At 40.0% G+C, this 12,830-nt stretch carries 21 protein-coding genes; all 21 read right to left on the bottom strand.

The annotated features are described in order from the left end of the window. Positions 1 to 161: 161 nt before the first annotated feature. The 21 genes from EQJ87_RS00105 to EQJ87_RS00005 all read right to left on the bottom strand — a co-directional run bounded on the left by EQJ87_RS00105 (position 162) and on the right by EQJ87_RS00005 (position 12,650). On the bottom strand, positions 162 to 887 hold the full coding sequence (locus EQJ87_RS00105; protein ID WP_130122757.1) for a peptidoglycan recognition protein family protein: 726 nt from the start codon (positions 885 to 887) through the stop codon (positions 162 to 164). Next, positions 884 to 1,117 (bottom strand): phage holin, encoded by a 234-nt coding sequence (locus tag EQJ87_RS00100; protein WP_130122756.1) that lies wholly within the window; start codon positions 1,115 to 1,117, stop codon positions 884 to 886. The genes EQJ87_RS00105 and EQJ87_RS00100 overlap by 4 nt, the downstream gene beginning before the upstream one ends. Further along, positions 1,110 to 1,433 (bottom strand): holin, encoded by a 324-nt coding sequence (locus tag EQJ87_RS00095; protein WP_130122755.1) that lies wholly within the window; start codon positions 1,431 to 1,433, stop codon positions 1,110 to 1,112. Before EQJ87_RS00095 ends, EQJ87_RS00100 begins: the two co-directional genes overlap by 8 nt. A 12-nt stretch (positions 1,434 to 1,445) precedes the next feature. Continuing rightward, positions 1,446 to 1,895, bottom strand: a complete 450-nt coding sequence (locus EQJ87_RS00090; protein WP_130122754.1) for a hypothetical protein — start codon at positions 1,893 to 1,895, stop codon at positions 1,446 to 1,448. Between the two features lie 15 nt (positions 1,896 to 1,910). Continuing rightward, a complete protein-coding gene (locus tag EQJ87_RS11625) occupies positions 1,911 to 2,975 on the bottom strand; it encodes a hypothetical protein (RefSeq protein WP_130122753.1) in 1,065 nt (354 codons plus the stop codon). A 2-nt stretch (positions 2,976 to 2,977) separates the two neighbouring features. Then, positions 2,978 to 4,090 carry a siphovirus ReqiPepy6 Gp37-like family protein gene (locus EQJ87_RS00080; RefSeq protein ID WP_130122752.1) on the bottom strand — a complete coding sequence of 371 codons (1,113 nt, stop codon included), beginning with the start codon at positions 4,088 to 4,090 and terminating at the stop codon, positions 2,978 to 2,980. Between the two features lies 1 nt (position 4,091). Beyond that, positions 4,092 to 4,967 (bottom strand): phage tail family protein, encoded by an 876-nt coding sequence (locus tag EQJ87_RS00075; protein WP_130122751.1) that lies wholly within the window; start codon positions 4,965 to 4,967, stop codon positions 4,092 to 4,094. Between the two features lie 2 nt (positions 4,968 to 4,969). Then, on the bottom strand, positions 4,970 to 7,168 hold the full coding sequence (locus EQJ87_RS00070; protein ID WP_130122750.1) for a tape measure protein: 2,199 nt from the start codon (positions 7,166 to 7,168) through the stop codon (positions 4,970 to 4,972). Beyond that, positions 7,165 to 7,410: a peptide methionine sulfoxide reductase gene (locus EQJ87_RS00065; RefSeq protein WP_223804460.1), complete on the bottom strand. Its 246-nt coding sequence runs from the start codon at positions 7,408 to 7,410 to the stop codon at positions 7,165 to 7,167. The genes EQJ87_RS00070 and EQJ87_RS00065 overlap by 4 nt, the downstream gene beginning before the upstream one ends. An 86-nt stretch (positions 7,411 to 7,496) precedes the next feature. Continuing rightward, the gene (locus tag EQJ87_RS00060) at positions 7,497 to 7,850 is read right to left on the bottom strand and encodes a hypothetical protein (RefSeq protein ID WP_130122749.1); all 354 of its coding nucleotides are present in this window, start codon (positions 7,848 to 7,850) and stop codon (positions 7,497 to 7,499) included. A 29-nt stretch (positions 7,851 to 7,879) separates the two neighbouring features. Then, positions 7,880 to 8,209 carry a fibronectin type III domain-containing protein gene (locus EQJ87_RS00055; protein ID WP_130122748.1) on the bottom strand — a complete coding sequence of 110 codons (330 nt, stop codon included), beginning with the start codon at positions 8,207 to 8,209 and terminating at the stop codon, positions 7,880 to 7,882. A 10-nt stretch (positions 8,210 to 8,219) separates the two neighbouring features. Next, positions 8,220 to 8,816: a hypothetical protein gene (locus EQJ87_RS00050; RefSeq protein ID WP_130122747.1), complete on the bottom strand. Its 597-nt coding sequence runs from the start codon at positions 8,814 to 8,816 to the stop codon at positions 8,220 to 8,222. Beyond that, the gene (locus EQJ87_RS00045) at positions 8,816 to 9,187 is read right to left on the bottom strand and encodes a hypothetical protein (protein ID WP_130122746.1); all 372 of its coding nucleotides are present in this window, start codon (positions 9,185 to 9,187) and stop codon (positions 8,816 to 8,818) included. Before EQJ87_RS00045 ends, EQJ87_RS00050 begins: the two co-directional genes overlap by 1 nt. Beyond that, positions 9,180 to 9,605, bottom strand: a complete 426-nt coding sequence (locus tag EQJ87_RS00040) for an HK97-gp10 family putative phage morphogenesis protein (protein ID WP_130122745.1) — start codon at positions 9,603 to 9,605, stop codon at positions 9,180 to 9,182. Before EQJ87_RS00040 ends, EQJ87_RS00045 begins: the two co-directional genes overlap by 8 nt. Next, a complete protein-coding gene (locus tag EQJ87_RS00035; protein ID WP_130122744.1) occupies positions 9,592 to 9,930 on the bottom strand; it encodes a head-tail adaptor protein in 339 nt (112 codons plus the stop codon). The genes EQJ87_RS00040 and EQJ87_RS00035 overlap by 14 nt, the downstream gene beginning before the upstream one ends. Before the next feature lies 1 nt (position 9,931). Further along, positions 9,932 to 10,498: a hypothetical protein gene (locus tag EQJ87_RS00030; protein WP_130122743.1), complete on the bottom strand. Its 567-nt coding sequence runs from the start codon at positions 10,496 to 10,498 to the stop codon at positions 9,932 to 9,934. Positions 10,499 to 10,512: 14 nt separating this feature from the next. Further along, positions 10,513 to 10,917: a fibronectin type III domain-containing protein gene (locus EQJ87_RS00025; protein WP_130122742.1), complete on the bottom strand. Its 405-nt coding sequence runs from the start codon at positions 10,915 to 10,917 to the stop codon at positions 10,513 to 10,515. Then, positions 10,868 to 11,767 (bottom strand): phage capsid protein, encoded by a 900-nt coding sequence (locus EQJ87_RS00020; RefSeq protein ID WP_130122741.1) that lies wholly within the window; start codon positions 11,765 to 11,767, stop codon positions 10,868 to 10,870. The genes EQJ87_RS00025 and EQJ87_RS00020 overlap by 50 nt, the downstream gene beginning before the upstream one ends. A gap of 15 nt (positions 11,768 to 11,782) precedes the next feature. After that, positions 11,783 to 12,028, bottom strand: a complete 246-nt coding sequence (locus EQJ87_RS00015; RefSeq protein ID WP_130122740.1) for a hypothetical protein — start codon at positions 12,026 to 12,028, stop codon at positions 11,783 to 11,785. Between the two features lie 12 nt (positions 12,029 to 12,040). Continuing rightward, positions 12,041 to 12,475 (bottom strand): phage scaffolding protein, encoded by a 435-nt coding sequence (locus tag EQJ87_RS00010; RefSeq protein WP_130122739.1) that lies wholly within the window; start codon positions 12,473 to 12,475, stop codon positions 12,041 to 12,043. Then, positions 12,414 to 12,650 (bottom strand): phage scaffolding protein, encoded by a 237-nt coding sequence (locus EQJ87_RS00005; RefSeq protein WP_130122738.1) that lies wholly within the window; start codon positions 12,648 to 12,650, stop codon positions 12,414 to 12,416. The genes EQJ87_RS00010 and EQJ87_RS00005 overlap by 62 nt, the downstream gene beginning before the upstream one ends. Positions 12,651 to 12,830: the final 180 nt, after the last annotated feature.

Raw genomic sequence — 12,830 nt, 5'->3', positions numbered from 1 at the left:
CTCTACATCAACATTTTGCTAAATTCTACGGACGATTCACGGACGATTAGGTTTAATTTGGAAAATAAAATCAGTACCACTGTTGAGGCATTTGTTAGTTATTTTTAGTAGAAAAAGTTTAATTGAGAAAACAAAAAAAGCCCGCCGAAGCGGGATTTCACTTACTTTTTACCGAGTGCGGATTTAATGCCGTCAAATTCTGCTTGGTTCACGGTGTCAACGTCAGAGTCTTTAAAGCCTAAGACCCGCTTAACGCCAATCCATTCCTGAGCGGTTAGCGTTGTGACGCCTGTAGAGCGCACCAGATAATAGGTTGCATTGTTTGGGAGCTTAATAATTTTCATGATTTCTTCCTCGTTTATTTCTTTTGTTTTTGATGAGCTACTTGCTGTAGCTTCTCCTGCGATTTCCTTTGCACGATTGACAATCCAGTCAATGTCAAGTCCGCCCGAACAAGCCGTCTGACAATTTGGCATTTCCCGATGACGAACAATGTGATTACGGTCAATTGGAATGCCACGTCTTTTACAGATTTCGGCAACTAATTGAGCCGACTTTTCTTGATTTTCGGCAGATACTTTCCAATCTGGTGCGCCTGTCGAGTTCTGATGTTCGATTCCAATGGTATGTGAGTTGTTATCTACTCCTGAAGCCCCACAATGCCACGCTGTGATATCTTCATCGAGACAAGAGATGATTGTGCCGTTTTCGATTTGGTAGTGTGCTGAGGCTTGACGACCGACCCAGCAATTAGGAACTACTCCTGAGCCAGTCCCCGCATTGTGGTGCAACACAAGTTTGTTAATCGGCTTTCGAGCAATCTGACCGAAATTCCCTCCGCGTTGCCAGCTATACTTGCTGACCGTTGCTAATTTTGAGACTGTCATTTTTCTCCTTTCTTCGCTTCTTTCAAAAATTCATCCGCAAGTTTAGCATGAGGAGTGAAGCTATTATTTTTCCACCACGCCCAGATGGCAAAGCCAGCCGTGATTAGCGTGGTGACGATGTTGTCATCGATAGGTAAAGGATTTTTGCCAGTTGCTGTGAGAATTTGATTGCCGATAGCCAACCAGACTCCGACTGTCCGGATGATTGTTCCTGCGCTTGTTTTATTCATTTGAGTTCTCCTTATTTTTTTCCTTCAGGTATTTGACTAATTCTTGAACCATTGGATTGACTTGGCAAAAAAGTTGAATCATTCGACCGAAAAAGAAAATCAGCGATCCGTTAATGACCCATTCTGTTTCATTGACGTAGTAATTCGGATTCATATTACTCACGAATTCAAAGACAATCCAAAACAAAGCAATCGTCATTAAATCAATGATGATTCTTTTTTTCAAAGGTGGGTCCATTTTTTCGCCCTCCTTAAACCATGTCAGCCCCAATATAATCAAGACTAGACCAGAAATTCCTAATAATTGATATTCCATAACCCCTGCTCTCTATGCCTTATCTGTGATAAAAAAACCAATCACATATCGAGATCCAGCCGTCAGAGCCAGCGGTGGAATAACACTTAATTTACCGCCACTGATTCGTGCTCGTCCTTGAAGTGGATTTAGATTATTGGCATCAAAAAAAGTAAGAGAGAAATCACTACCGCTTGCTAGTTCGGGGTGCCCTGAAAGGGTTAAAACTTCATAAAATGAACCAGCAGGGATATCCTTGGTAGGCTTTAGCCCATAAGCCTTTATTTCGATGTGGTCGCCAATTACCCTATATTGAGTTAATACACCAGAAACTGCACCCCACCCTGAAGAGAGAGCGACCCCAGTCCACGGAATATCACCTGTTTGTAATTTTATTAAATCATTATTTACCTTAGTGAAATTTTCGTCGATTGCTTCGGGGCCATTCGCCATCCCGGTTGTGATTTTTTTCAAATCTGTCATTTATTTTCTCCTTTTTTAAGCTTTATAGCCCTTCGTTATTTTTGCGCCCGACATTTCAAAGCAAAGCGTCTGTGGTTTGTCGATAATCACAAGCGTTTTGTCGTCAATGATGGTGATATCACCATCAATTTTAAAAGATGTTGGCATTTCGACATATGCCTTTTTCCTATCATAGCTTAGACTGACTGGCACATTGTAAAGTCGCTCCCTACCAAAAATTGGGCCTGTTCCCAAGCCATTGACCTCTGTTCCTAAAGCGTTCTTGTAGCTTGTAACTTTAACTTCTGGCTGATATTCTGAATCGTGTTCTAAAATGAACGTAAATCCAGTTGGAATATATTTTTCGGTTTTTTGTTTTAAATCCGTAAGTTCTGCGAGCAATTGTCCGCCTGGATCCACTGCTTCAATAATTGCCTTTACAGAAGTCACCCAACTTTGAAGATCAGTTTTGCTGGTGTCCATGAAATTTTCCATGTTCGTCAGCTCAACTTGCAAATCTGCTTTTACCGTCGCGAACCATTCTGAGAAGACGATTCCATTCGCCTCAAGCTGAGATTTGAATTGAGCTAAGAGGTCACCTGTTTTTAAAATACCATTTGGCCCATAATAGCCACAAACTTTCTCGTCAGCTCGCATATCCGTAATATTTGCATTAACAATCTTAGTCCCATTTCTTGGCACAAGTATTTTAGCAATTTGCAATTCAAAAATTGTTGATGTCCGAGTTACCGTCACATCTGCTTCTTTGTAAAGAAGGAGGGCTTCTCGTTGAGATTTATTGAATTGAATGACAATGCTGTCTGTCCGGTCTTGTAAAGTACTTGCAAGCGGAACAGTGACTTCTTCGTCTAAAGTATGAATATACGTGCGACCAAAAGCGCTAAAAGCTGCTCCGGCAGAAAATTTAACTCGCATTCCCAAGCTGCCTGATTCCGTAATTTGTAAAGCATTCCCATTACTTGCGTTAGGAACCACTCCGGGCTTAAATAGAATGGAAAAGAACTCCCCAAAGTCATCCGAACCATATTCCCTATCACCACCATGGTCATCCCAGGGAAATGATTTTTCATTTGTAGCCATTATTATTTCCTTCCTAAAAGTTTAAAAATTGTGGGTGTTTCTTTGTCGTATGTCAACTCTAAATATTCTCCTTTTTCGTTGTAAGTTTTTTTAGCTTGTGAAATAACCGCTGTTTTAGAGGCTCCATAACGTTTGCTGAGCAACTTCACTTTGTCACCGACAAAAAAATCACGACCAAATTTAATGAGTTTTGATTCTAAAATAAAATCACCATTTAGTGTGATGACCTCTTGCCTATCCGCTAGTGCCTGAGCACCCCGCTCTTTTAGCATATTATTATATGTCGCGGCAGGAATTGTAGTCGTGTCATTTTTGCTTTGCAGGTCGCGTGCATCCACGTAGGTTTCTTTTCTGCCCAAGCCTTTTAAATTCGGGTTGACGACAATTTTTGTACGAGCCGTACCCTCTCCTTCTCCTAAAGCATAAGCCACGGTTTTCTCATCAAAAGTTGTATGTTCAAACTCAACTTCACTCAAATTGTCGTAACCATCCGCATCGTCGGAAAATACAACCCACTTTGAAACATCCCTTCCTTTAAAAAACTGAATTTGATTGCTTACTTTTCCTTTTGAGCCAATCTCCCTAAAGCCAAAGTCATAAGTTTCACAAAGCTTCTCTACTTGCTCGTCAACTCCTCCGTAGGAATTTTGATAGTCGATTGAAGCCAAATTTAATCCATCTGCTGCAGCTAAAGCCAAGTATTCAATCTTTCTATCTGAGCCATTGTGAGAACCGTTGACGTCTGTATAATTTGCGGGATTTATCATTTCTTGATTGATGTGATCCCAAGCGATTAAAGCAGGACTTTTACTAGCAGTATATACCCTGTCAATAATTCGAGTGTCATATTTGCCAGCTAAAGATTTTCCGCAAACTTTTAATTGGTCATTTTTCCCTGAAACGTCGTCAACGTAATAGTAAATCCCTTCAAATTTAAAAACGCTCTCCGGACGAAAAATCGCATTATTTTCAAAACTGAACGGAATATCCAATTCAAACGTATTGCACTTACCGTAATTTTCATAAATAATCAAGGATTCAAAGCCATCAAAAATCTTAGCTTTTGCAAAATTAAAATCTCCTAACCATTGATAAGCAAGTAAAATTTTTTGCATCTTAAACTCCTATCACTTTTGGACTAATTCTCACAGTACCAAGCATATTTTCTGCTCCTGAATCGGCCTGCAATTGAAAAAAGTTATTTCCTTTATCCAATTGCAAGAAAATGCTATTTTCGTCCCAAAATTCAAGGTCATTTTCTTCTGTGCCGCCAGATTTAGTCAGTGTGATTTCTTTCTCCCCTCGAAGCGTGTTGATGGTGAGTAGCTCACCAGCGGAATATGCCTTTTCAAGTCTGAAATATTCGCCGGTGGTCACATTTAAAACCTTGGGATTAGTTACGCCGCTCAAAAAATTTAAAGTGATAATCATTCCCACTCGAACGTCTCCTTCGTTTGAAATGACTTGAATATTATTTTCAGAGTGAATTGCAAAAGTAAATGAACTCGTGATTCGCAAAGGAAAGGTAAGGTTTTTCTTTAACGAAGATAACATAATCAGCTTGTCTGCTTGATTTTTGTCAATCCAATAAGAATCAAGAGAGATGAAACGAATTGAATAGCTTTGAGTAAGGTTATTAGACGAGTTGTCCATTACCGGAGCTTGCTCGACTACAACATCAATTTGATAAACGTTCCCATTATCCGGGAAATAAGTTAACGTCCCGGATAATTTGGGATTATGAAGGCTGGCCAATTGCTTTCGCTTATTTTGTAAATCAACCGCACTGCTCGCAATAAATTCACCTTCGATTTCAAGCGTTCGATCATCAAGTTGCTGATTGACTAAAATAGAGCCGTCTAAACCGTATTGTTGTTGCTTGGTGATGATATTCTCAACCGCACCAAAACCTTTTTTTGATGTTACTAAAAAAGGAGGCTGTTGCCCAAAAACAACCTGACCTCCTTCTGAATTTTTATAGACAATTTGCATGATTAACTCCTTATCCGTAATGTGCGCAACATATCCTTGCCGTCTCTCTTGGCATATTTCGACGCTGTACGTGCATCAATATTTTCTGGACTGTAGTTGTATTGGTTGAATATTAATCCATTACTACTTCCGCCAGAAGCATCACTGATACCCTTCCCAATTTGCCCAAGAACTTTCTCATTAAGCGGAAGAATCGCCTCACGACCTGCTTCACCACCAATCATAGGATTAATTCCATTGAATCCGAATAAAGTGGGACCGTCCATGATTCCACCTTTTGCATAGAAATCAATTTTAGGCATTTTACCATTCTTTACCCAATCAATTGGATTAAGACTACCGCTAATATGAAGTGTTGGCACCTTTATGCCACTAAATATAGCACCGATAGCATCTGGAATTCCTCTAAAGAAATCTGCAATTCTATCACCAATTCCACTGAAAAAACCTGCTATTTTACTCGGAATACCTGAAACAAAAGATACTGCATTGTTAAAGGCATTTCTTATATTGTTGCTCACATTATTGAAATATCCCCCAATAGTTGAACCAACACTACTAAAGAAACCTGTAATTCTACCTGGAATGGAACCAACAAAGCTTACTACAGCATTAAAAATATTTCTAATATTGTTACCAGCACTTGTAAAGAAACCGCCTATAGCCGAACCAATACCACTGAAGAATCCTGAAATCTTACCAGGTATCGATTGGAAAAACGATACAACACCATTCCAGATGTTTTGAGCGGTATTACCAGCATTTCGGAAAAACCCAATGATGCCTTGCCACAATCCAGAAAAGAATGAACTGATTGAAGTCCAAGCTGATTGTAACCAATTCATGAACCCTTGCCAGATTTGTTGCCCTGTTTTGGTTTGAGTAAAAAAGTATATTAAACCAGCTGCTATCGCAGTGATTAAACCAATAATTATCCCAATTGGATTTGCATTCATTGCTGCGTTTAAAAGCCATTGAGCAGCTGCCGATGCCTTTGTAACAGCAGTAGAAATTATTAAACTAGTTTTATATGCTGCAATAACAGCAACAATTCCCACGATAGCAGCCTTTAATACATCCATAGCTGGTCCGCTTTGTTGAAGTTGGGTTAGAAATCCTCCGACACTATTAACTGCATTAGTTGCATTATCAGCAAAACTTTTCACTGCGTCTGCTAAGCCCTTCATCATATCCTTAGACGAAGCTCCACCAGTGAAACTTTGCCACAGTTGACCGATAATATCTTTTACTGTACCAATTGCTATTTGAATAGAGCTAAAAAGCTGTTTGAAGGAATCGATCGCTCCATTTTCTTTTAAACGGTCTTGAAATTCTCCGATAAGCTTTTTACCCTGATTGACCCATGTGACAACCTTGTTAAAAGCTCCTTCTACTCCTGATCCAAATTGAGTGATGGCATTGGTCATTCCGCCTTTACCGAGAGCGTCAATGACATTATTTAACCCCGTAACAACTGAGGCCTGCATATTCCCGATAGCGCCCTCGAAGGTCTTGGTGCTTTTAGCCGCTTCAACCGCCACTGGTTTATTTCCCAATTCCTCAATAGCTTGGTTAAATTCGTCAGCGGTAATTTGTCCGGCAGCCATAGCATCGCGGAAATTACCCGTGTAAGCCCCATTGTCTTTCATGGCTTTCTGGAGCATTCCAGAAGCTCCGGGAATTGCATCCGCCATTTGATTCCAGTTTTCAGTGGTTAATTTACCAGCTCCCGCTGTTTGAGTCATTACCATTGCTACTGATTTGAAAGTGTCCGCATTTCCCCCGGCAACTGCATTCAAGTTACCAGCCGAAAGGGTCAAACTTTGGAAGTTTTTAATCCCATTTGCTGCTAACTGCGCTCCAGTATTTGTAATCGTTTCTAAATCGTAGACCGTGTCGTCTGCGTATTTTTTGAAAACGTTACGTGACCTGTTGATATCTGCATCTTTAAAACCTGCAAATTTCATGGTGGAAGTGTATTTATTGAGGGCGTCACTGGCATTCATTGCTTCACCAGCAAAAGATGCAATTTTTTGAGCACCTTGAACAATCATATTCCCGATACCCATTCCAATCCCTTGTAAAATGGACTTAAATTTTCCGCCGGAACTTTCGGCAGAGCCGACCGCTTTATTCAGTTCGTTATCTACATCACTTCCGTCAATTGCGATCGTACCCAGAATTTTGAATAATTCGTTCATTCTTTTCCTCCTTCCCCATTAAAATTGATAAATTGACTCGCTCTTTTCAGGCGTTTGATTTCCTCCTCTTGAGTGACTGCTTCTTTTTTCTCTTGCTTGCTTTGTCTCAAAGGCTTATAGCCAAGCGCTTTTTTGAATTCCACAAAGCTAACTGTCATGTCGGTGTGAAGGTATTGTTGGTAAATCCGTTCTTCTTGTTCTTCAGATTGGACGTAAAAATAAAAATCCACTGCTTTACTCAAAGAAAAACTCATAAGTAAGGCTTGTGGATTGCTATATCTTCTGAAAAATAAATCTTTAAATTTGTAATACCCGTCTGGGTTATGTTCTAAGAACGCATAGAGCCGAAAAAATCAGTAATCTGCCCATCCTCAAAAATAGCTTTGACTCCGTTCAAATAATCCAGCAAACGAACCTTGTTGATTTCTTCAACAGTCAGACCCGACAAAGAAGCAAGGAGTTCATCCAGCTCTTTTTTGATTGGTTTGATGTTCGTGATAGCTTTTTTAGCCAATTTCGCAAAAACACTAATTCCAGTTTTTTCAACATCTGCACCCTCAAGCGAGAGATTTTCTGGATGTTCAAAAATAGCCGTCAGTTCATCGATGATGTCAAGTTTCGCAAAAATCGTGAGCAATTGCTCCAAATCGCCGCCGTTAAGTTCTCGTAATTCTAAAGTCATTTATTTTATTTTCCTTTCAAAGTAAGCTTTTAAGCTTTTGTCAATACTACCGGATCACTCCAAGACGAACCCGTAAAAGGCCCATCGTGCAAATAGCGGGCTTTGTCTACATCGCTTGCGCCAATGCCTTTTTGTTTGTACGCTTGGACATAGATTAGAATTTTATCCCCCACAGATAGCGTCGGAACATCCTTGGCGTCCAAAGTCCATGAGTTTGTTTCTGAATACCCCATATATACCGCTTTATGCGGGTCTAATTCATTAGCGTCGGCATAATGCGTTAAATAAGCTTCTGCTCCCTCTACTTGCTCCCAATCCACTTTTACTGAACCATCCGCATTTAAAACCCCAGTTACCAACTGGGGAGCCTTAGGGTGTGGTAGAAGGGTAGAAAATTCGGCAAGGCATTTCTCCTGCCAGCATTTGATCTGGCGTGGCATGAGCCGTAAACTCAAGGTCACTTGTCGCTTCATCCTTGTCTTTTGTGTCAAGCCCAAATGTACTTGTCACAAGGCAATTATCGAGCACAACAATGATCTCTTTTCCTGTTCCCCGCTGGAAGCCATAAATCGCAACGTTATCGATGTAATCACCATCTTTTACCTGGCGTTCAAATTCAATGATTTGATAGCCATCTGGTGCTTCGTCTTCTGTTGCGGCACGAGCTGTCCCGCCAGAGATTAAAGCAATCGTCTCCGGGCTAAACTCTTTGAGTTTTGAGGACATTTTAGCCGTAAAGCTTTCTGTTACTTCCAATCCTTTTACTGGCGTAATATAGGCACCATCGACGTCCATTAAACGTTTCTTGATGTCAATTTCTACCTTAGTTCCTCCAGAAGTCGCACCGATAGGTGTGCCTGAAAAACCTTTTGTTTTATCAAATTTAAAATCTCGGACAATCACTCCTGCATCCACAATGAAATTCTGTGGACTATCGGGAGTAAATCCCACTTTTGGTAATGCCATTACAATGTTCTCCAATCTATTGTAATTTCCAACTGCAAAGACCGTCTAAGCAGTCCATTTTGACCCGTTGGAATGTTATTTGCTCGAACATATCTCCAAGTTGCACCAAAATATTCATTAAGGCCACGCTTGTAAGCAAGTTCTTGTTTAATTTTTGTTTCAATATCAAAGATATTTTTATAACTTGGGTTTAAGTCAAAAATATCTAAGTCAATCGAAACCGTCTCTTGATTTCTATCTTCCTCAAAGCTAGTATCAACATCAAAAGTGCAGTAAGGATAAGTGACTTTTTCGCTGTTATTCCTATCATAATAAGTTTCGGAATGGATTCCCTGCAAGATAAGCGTGAGATAATTTATGAGTTTATCCATTTAATTTCCCCATTTCTGCATTGATAATTGATTTGATGTTTTTCTTATTCTCTCGAAAAGCGCTGCGCAAGAATTTCTTAGGTTTTGTTCCTCTTGTAAAATGCGTTTTACCGTCTGGACCTTCATAGACCCAGCCGCCCTTTCGTCCTGCGCCATTTTCCGCAAATTCACCCGTTCCAAATTCTTGATAAATCGCATACTGAAGTCCGCTTCCGACTTTAGCCGTCATTCTACTCCCAGTAGCCCCAACTTTGCGAGTAATGCTTCGCCTTAACTCTCCTGAATCAACAGGGGCTCTATCTTTAACTTCTCCTACCATATGAAGGCTAGCGGATTCAAGTGCTCGTTCAGCCGCTTGCAAGATCGCCTTATTGATAGCGGCCGCATTCGTTTCAATTTTAAACTCATTTTTGGCCATTATCTTCCTCCTTTTTGAAAGTTAGATAAAGTTCAAGGTGGTGATGAATACCCATCGGATCATCAACGTAAGTAATCGCGTATATTTTCCCTTGTTCATCTACCAATTCCATATCTTTTTTTATTCCGCTCACATATTTAGGAATAATGGCGTAATGCGTCGATTCTTCAACGATTGCATTTTGATTGACTGCTTGGTCTGTACCCGATGCCAAATCAATATAACCTTTGAGAGTTATGAAATCTACAAAATCAACATTAAAACCCCCGAGTCCATCAGGGGTCCGTTCCTTTTTTCTAATCACAAGATTCTGAGTTGGGTACATTTCACCACCTCATTTTCTTGTATTTTTTAATAAATCCAAATAAGCTGGCAGGATAGCCATTGATTGATTCATTCGAATTAACATCGTAATAAGTTACGCTCATCCGAGAAATGCTTTCGGACTTAATGCCAAGCTTATCTCCCATAGATACATCATATTGGAGCAGTTTTTTGACCCCCTCAACAACGTCAGGCGGATAGGATATCTTAGTGATGAAAGCACTTTGGAAGCTGCCGTTAAACAGCGTTGCATCTTTGAGTTTAATCGTTTTATCGTTGATTTCTTCAATCACACACAAGCCATCATTGACCCCTATATCCTGATTCAATCCTGAGCCCGTCTGACTCCAAGTATTACTAATTTCAATCGTGTCATTAGGACGAAGATAAGCTAGTGCTTCGTTAAATTCTAGCGTATCCTCGTTCGTGACTTTGAATTGATAGAAGCGGATGTTGAGATTTTGAAACTTATTATGAGTCAATGCTCGAATTGATTGTTCTAATCCATCTAATGCCGATTGGTCAATAGACGGATTTATTAACTGGGCGTCATCTAATGTAATGATCATAATCTAACACCTCTCTATTTTTTCATTGTCATCTCTACAACGCTAGACCATTCAGAACCGTAAGCGTTGACATTCAAATATTCAGCTTTTTCAGTTTCATCAGCACCTACACCAACTTCATCGAACGCTTGAACCCAATAGCGAAGAACATCGCCTGGTTGATGAGGTTGTAAATTAGATGGCGTGAAGCGATAACTTGGGTTTTCTGTGTAGTACATGAAAATGGCTTTATGCGGATCAGATTCATTAGCTGGTGATGCATGGACGACATACGCCTTTGTCTTACCGGTAGAATCAGCATCCCAAGCTAAATCAACTGCTCCTGTGCCATCTTCGTTACCCGTTACCCCTTGCGGTACAAGGGGGCGATTAGGGTTTGGCAGGAGCAGTTGCTTTAAGCACAGCTTTTTTATTGTCATCAAGCATGAATTGGCCACCTTTAGCGTGGCCTTGCAAAGCTTTACCATCGAAGTCTTCGGAATCAATTGTACGAGCTGTTGCAATCCCAACAAAAGGAATAGCCACTTGGTCAGCGGTGAAGTATGCGACTTCGCCAGAAACAAAGTATTTATCAGGAGTTTCTTCAAGTTTGAACCCTTTGTATTTTGGAACAGTGTTGTTATCAAGACTGACAGTTGCACCTTTTAGTGAGGTTGCATTAGTCAAATCAACAACAGCATTGTATAAATCCGGTGCAAGATAAGCTGTTTTATCTGCATCAATTTCATTATTAGCAAATTTTTTAGAAGCTTCATTGAACAAAGTGTTGATATTATCTTGTGTGTAATCAGTTTTATCACCTTTTACCATTGCAAGAGTTTCGCTTGCATTGTCAGATAAGAATTTGCCGTTCTTTTGGTTCATGTAACGAACTTGCGCCACTGATTGGGCTTCTAAGCGGTCAGCGACTGCATCATTAAGCCCTTTATTCACAGTAGAGATATCAATGCCTTCGTGAATCGCCATTTCATAGCTGAAATCAACGTCTGTATCAGCATAAATCACTTCAGTACGATTGCCAAAACGTGAAGAATTCCCTGTGCCGGTTCCAAATCCGACATTAGCATCTTTACTGTAAGTGCCAATTACAACAGGCGTTGCATTTGTTTTTACAGAAAAAGCCTTGGTTGTCGAAGTAATCCCGTCCATTGCTTGAATTGGTGCAAAAGCGCCTGAGAAAGCTGCTTTAGCATTAAATACCGCTTTTAGAATTCCTTTATACTGAGGTTCAAAGCGTTGAGCATCTTGTTGGTTGTTATTAGTTGTCATATTTTTTTACCTTCCTTATTTTGCTGGTGGTGCATATTTTGCGACTTTATCAGCGAATGGGTCAGGTTTCCCTTTATCATCTGCTGCTTCATCATTTTGTGGTTCAAGCTTTTTAAGTCCGTCTGTGAGGTCTTGTAAAGCTTTAACTACATTTGCATCATCTTCGTTGTTAATTGCATCAGTAACGTCAGAAAGAAGCTTGTCAATCCCAGCGTCTTTCAATTCAGCAACCGTCACGGGTTGTTTTTCTTTGTCATCCAAAGTTAATTCCTCCTATTTGGTGTATTTGGCCATTTTTTCCTCAAATGGATCAATGGTAATTTCTTTTCCATCTTTAGGAGCATTCCCTAAAGGTGTCCAATCGTTCTGTTTTTCTTCAACTACAGGCTCTTCAGGTTTGAAGTATTTAGGATAGCTTTCTTTCAACTCATTGAGCGTATCATCGAAATTGGTAAACTCTCCATCTTCTCCAACTTCTAAATCTTCTCCACCCCGCATTTTATAGTTGAGAATATAGTCAATGTCATTAACACCAGCTTTAGTCAGCATTTTTTCAAGCTTAGTAGTGCGCTTGATTGAGCTATTTTCGCTTGTCAGTGTTTCAACTTGACTTTGAAGTTCTTCAAGTTTTTCTAATTCAGATTGATTAGACTCTAAAGTTTTTTTGAATCTCTTCAGCAGATGCTTCAAGTTCTGTGATGCGCTCATCACGTTCTTTAAGCTGTCCTTTGACTTCGTTGAGCTGTCCAACAGCCTTTTGATAACGTTTCTCCAAGTTCTCTTCGCTTGCTAGGTAGAACTTATTTTCAGCCATTCCTGCAGTAATGGACGTCACTTGCTCATCCTCTAGTCCCAGAGATTTCAGATACTCTTCAAATGTCATTTTCTTCCTCCTCACACCTACGCTTTTTACAAGGTGGCATCTTGTAGTGCTTGCACTTTTTACGACGTGTCTAGTCGAATTTGAACAGTTTTAAGCCATATTCAGGGCATAAGAAAAAACCCGCGGAATCCCAAGGGTTTAAAAATTATTTTTCTACAATTTGCCAATCTTCAGCAAAGA

It is taken from the genome of Lactococcus sp. S-13, assembly GCF_004210295.1.
Classification (GTDB): domain Bacteria; phylum Bacillota; class Bacilli; order Lactobacillales; family Streptococcaceae; genus Lactococcus.
The sequence above is the reverse complement of the archived record's forward strand: the minus strand, read 5'-3'. Positions and strand labels throughout refer to the sequence as shown.

Coding starts and splice junctions, on each gene's coding strand:
- EQJ87_RS00090 (WP_130122754.1), bottom strand. CDS start 1,895: ATGACAGATTTGAAAAAAATCACAACCGGGATGGCGAATGGCCCCGAA.
- EQJ87_RS00005 (WP_130122738.1), bottom strand. CDS start 12,650: ATGACATTTGAAGAGTATCTGAAATCTCTGGGACTAGAGGATGAGCAA.
- EQJ87_RS00100 (WP_130122756.1), bottom strand. CDS start 1,117: ATGAATAAAACAAGCGCAGGAACAATCATCCGGACAGTCGGAGTCTGG.
- EQJ87_RS00035 (WP_130122744.1), bottom strand. CDS start 9,930: ATGTACCCAACTCAGAATCTTGTGATTAGAAAAAAGGAACGGACCCCT.
- EQJ87_RS00070 (WP_130122750.1), bottom strand. CDS start 7,168: ATGAACGAATTATTCAAAATTCTGGGTACGATCGCAATTGACGGAAGT.
- EQJ87_RS00080 (WP_130122752.1), bottom strand. CDS start 4,090: ATGCAAAAAATTTTACTTGCTTATCAATGGTTAGGAGATTTTAATTTT.
- EQJ87_RS00075 (WP_130122751.1), bottom strand. CDS start 4,967: ATGCAAATTGTCTATAAAAATTCAGAAGGAGGTCAGGTTGTTTTTGGG.
- EQJ87_RS00095 (WP_130122755.1), bottom strand. CDS start 1,433: ATGGAATATCAATTATTAGGAATTTCTGGTCTAGTCTTGATTATATTG.
- EQJ87_RS00020 (WP_130122741.1), bottom strand. CDS start 11,767: ATGACAACTAATAACAACCAACAAGATGCTCAACGCTTTGAACCTCAG.
- EQJ87_RS00040 (WP_130122745.1), bottom strand. CDS start 9,605: ATGGCCAAAAATGAGTTTAAAATTGAAACGAATGCGGCCGCTATCAAT.
- EQJ87_RS00105 (WP_130122757.1), bottom strand. CDS start 887: ATGACAGTCTCAAAATTAGCAACGGTCAGCAAGTATAGCTGGCAACGC.
- EQJ87_RS11625 (WP_130122753.1), bottom strand. CDS start 2,975: ATGGCTACAAATGAAAAATCATTTCCCTGGGATGACCATGGTGGTGAT.
- EQJ87_RS00045 (WP_130122746.1), bottom strand. CDS start 9,187: ATGGATAAACTCATAAATTATCTCACGCTTATCTTGCAGGGAATCCAT.
- EQJ87_RS00010 (WP_130122739.1), bottom strand. CDS start 12,475: ATGAGCGCATCACAGAACTTGAAGCATCTGCTGAAGAGATTCAAAAAA.
- EQJ87_RS00030 (WP_130122743.1), bottom strand. CDS start 10,498: ATGATCATTACATTAGATGACGCCCAGTTAATAAATCCGTCTATTGAC.
- EQJ87_RS00050 (WP_130122747.1), bottom strand. CDS start 8,816: ATGGCATTACCAAAAGTGGGATTTACTCCCGATAGTCCACAGAATTTC.
- EQJ87_RS00060 (WP_130122749.1), bottom strand. CDS start 7,850: ATGACTTTAGAATTACGAGAACTTAACGGCGGCGATTTGGAGCAATTG.
- EQJ87_RS00025 (WP_130122742.1), bottom strand. CDS start 10,917: ATGACAATAAAAAAGCTGTGCTTAAAGCAACTGCTCCTGCCAAACCCT.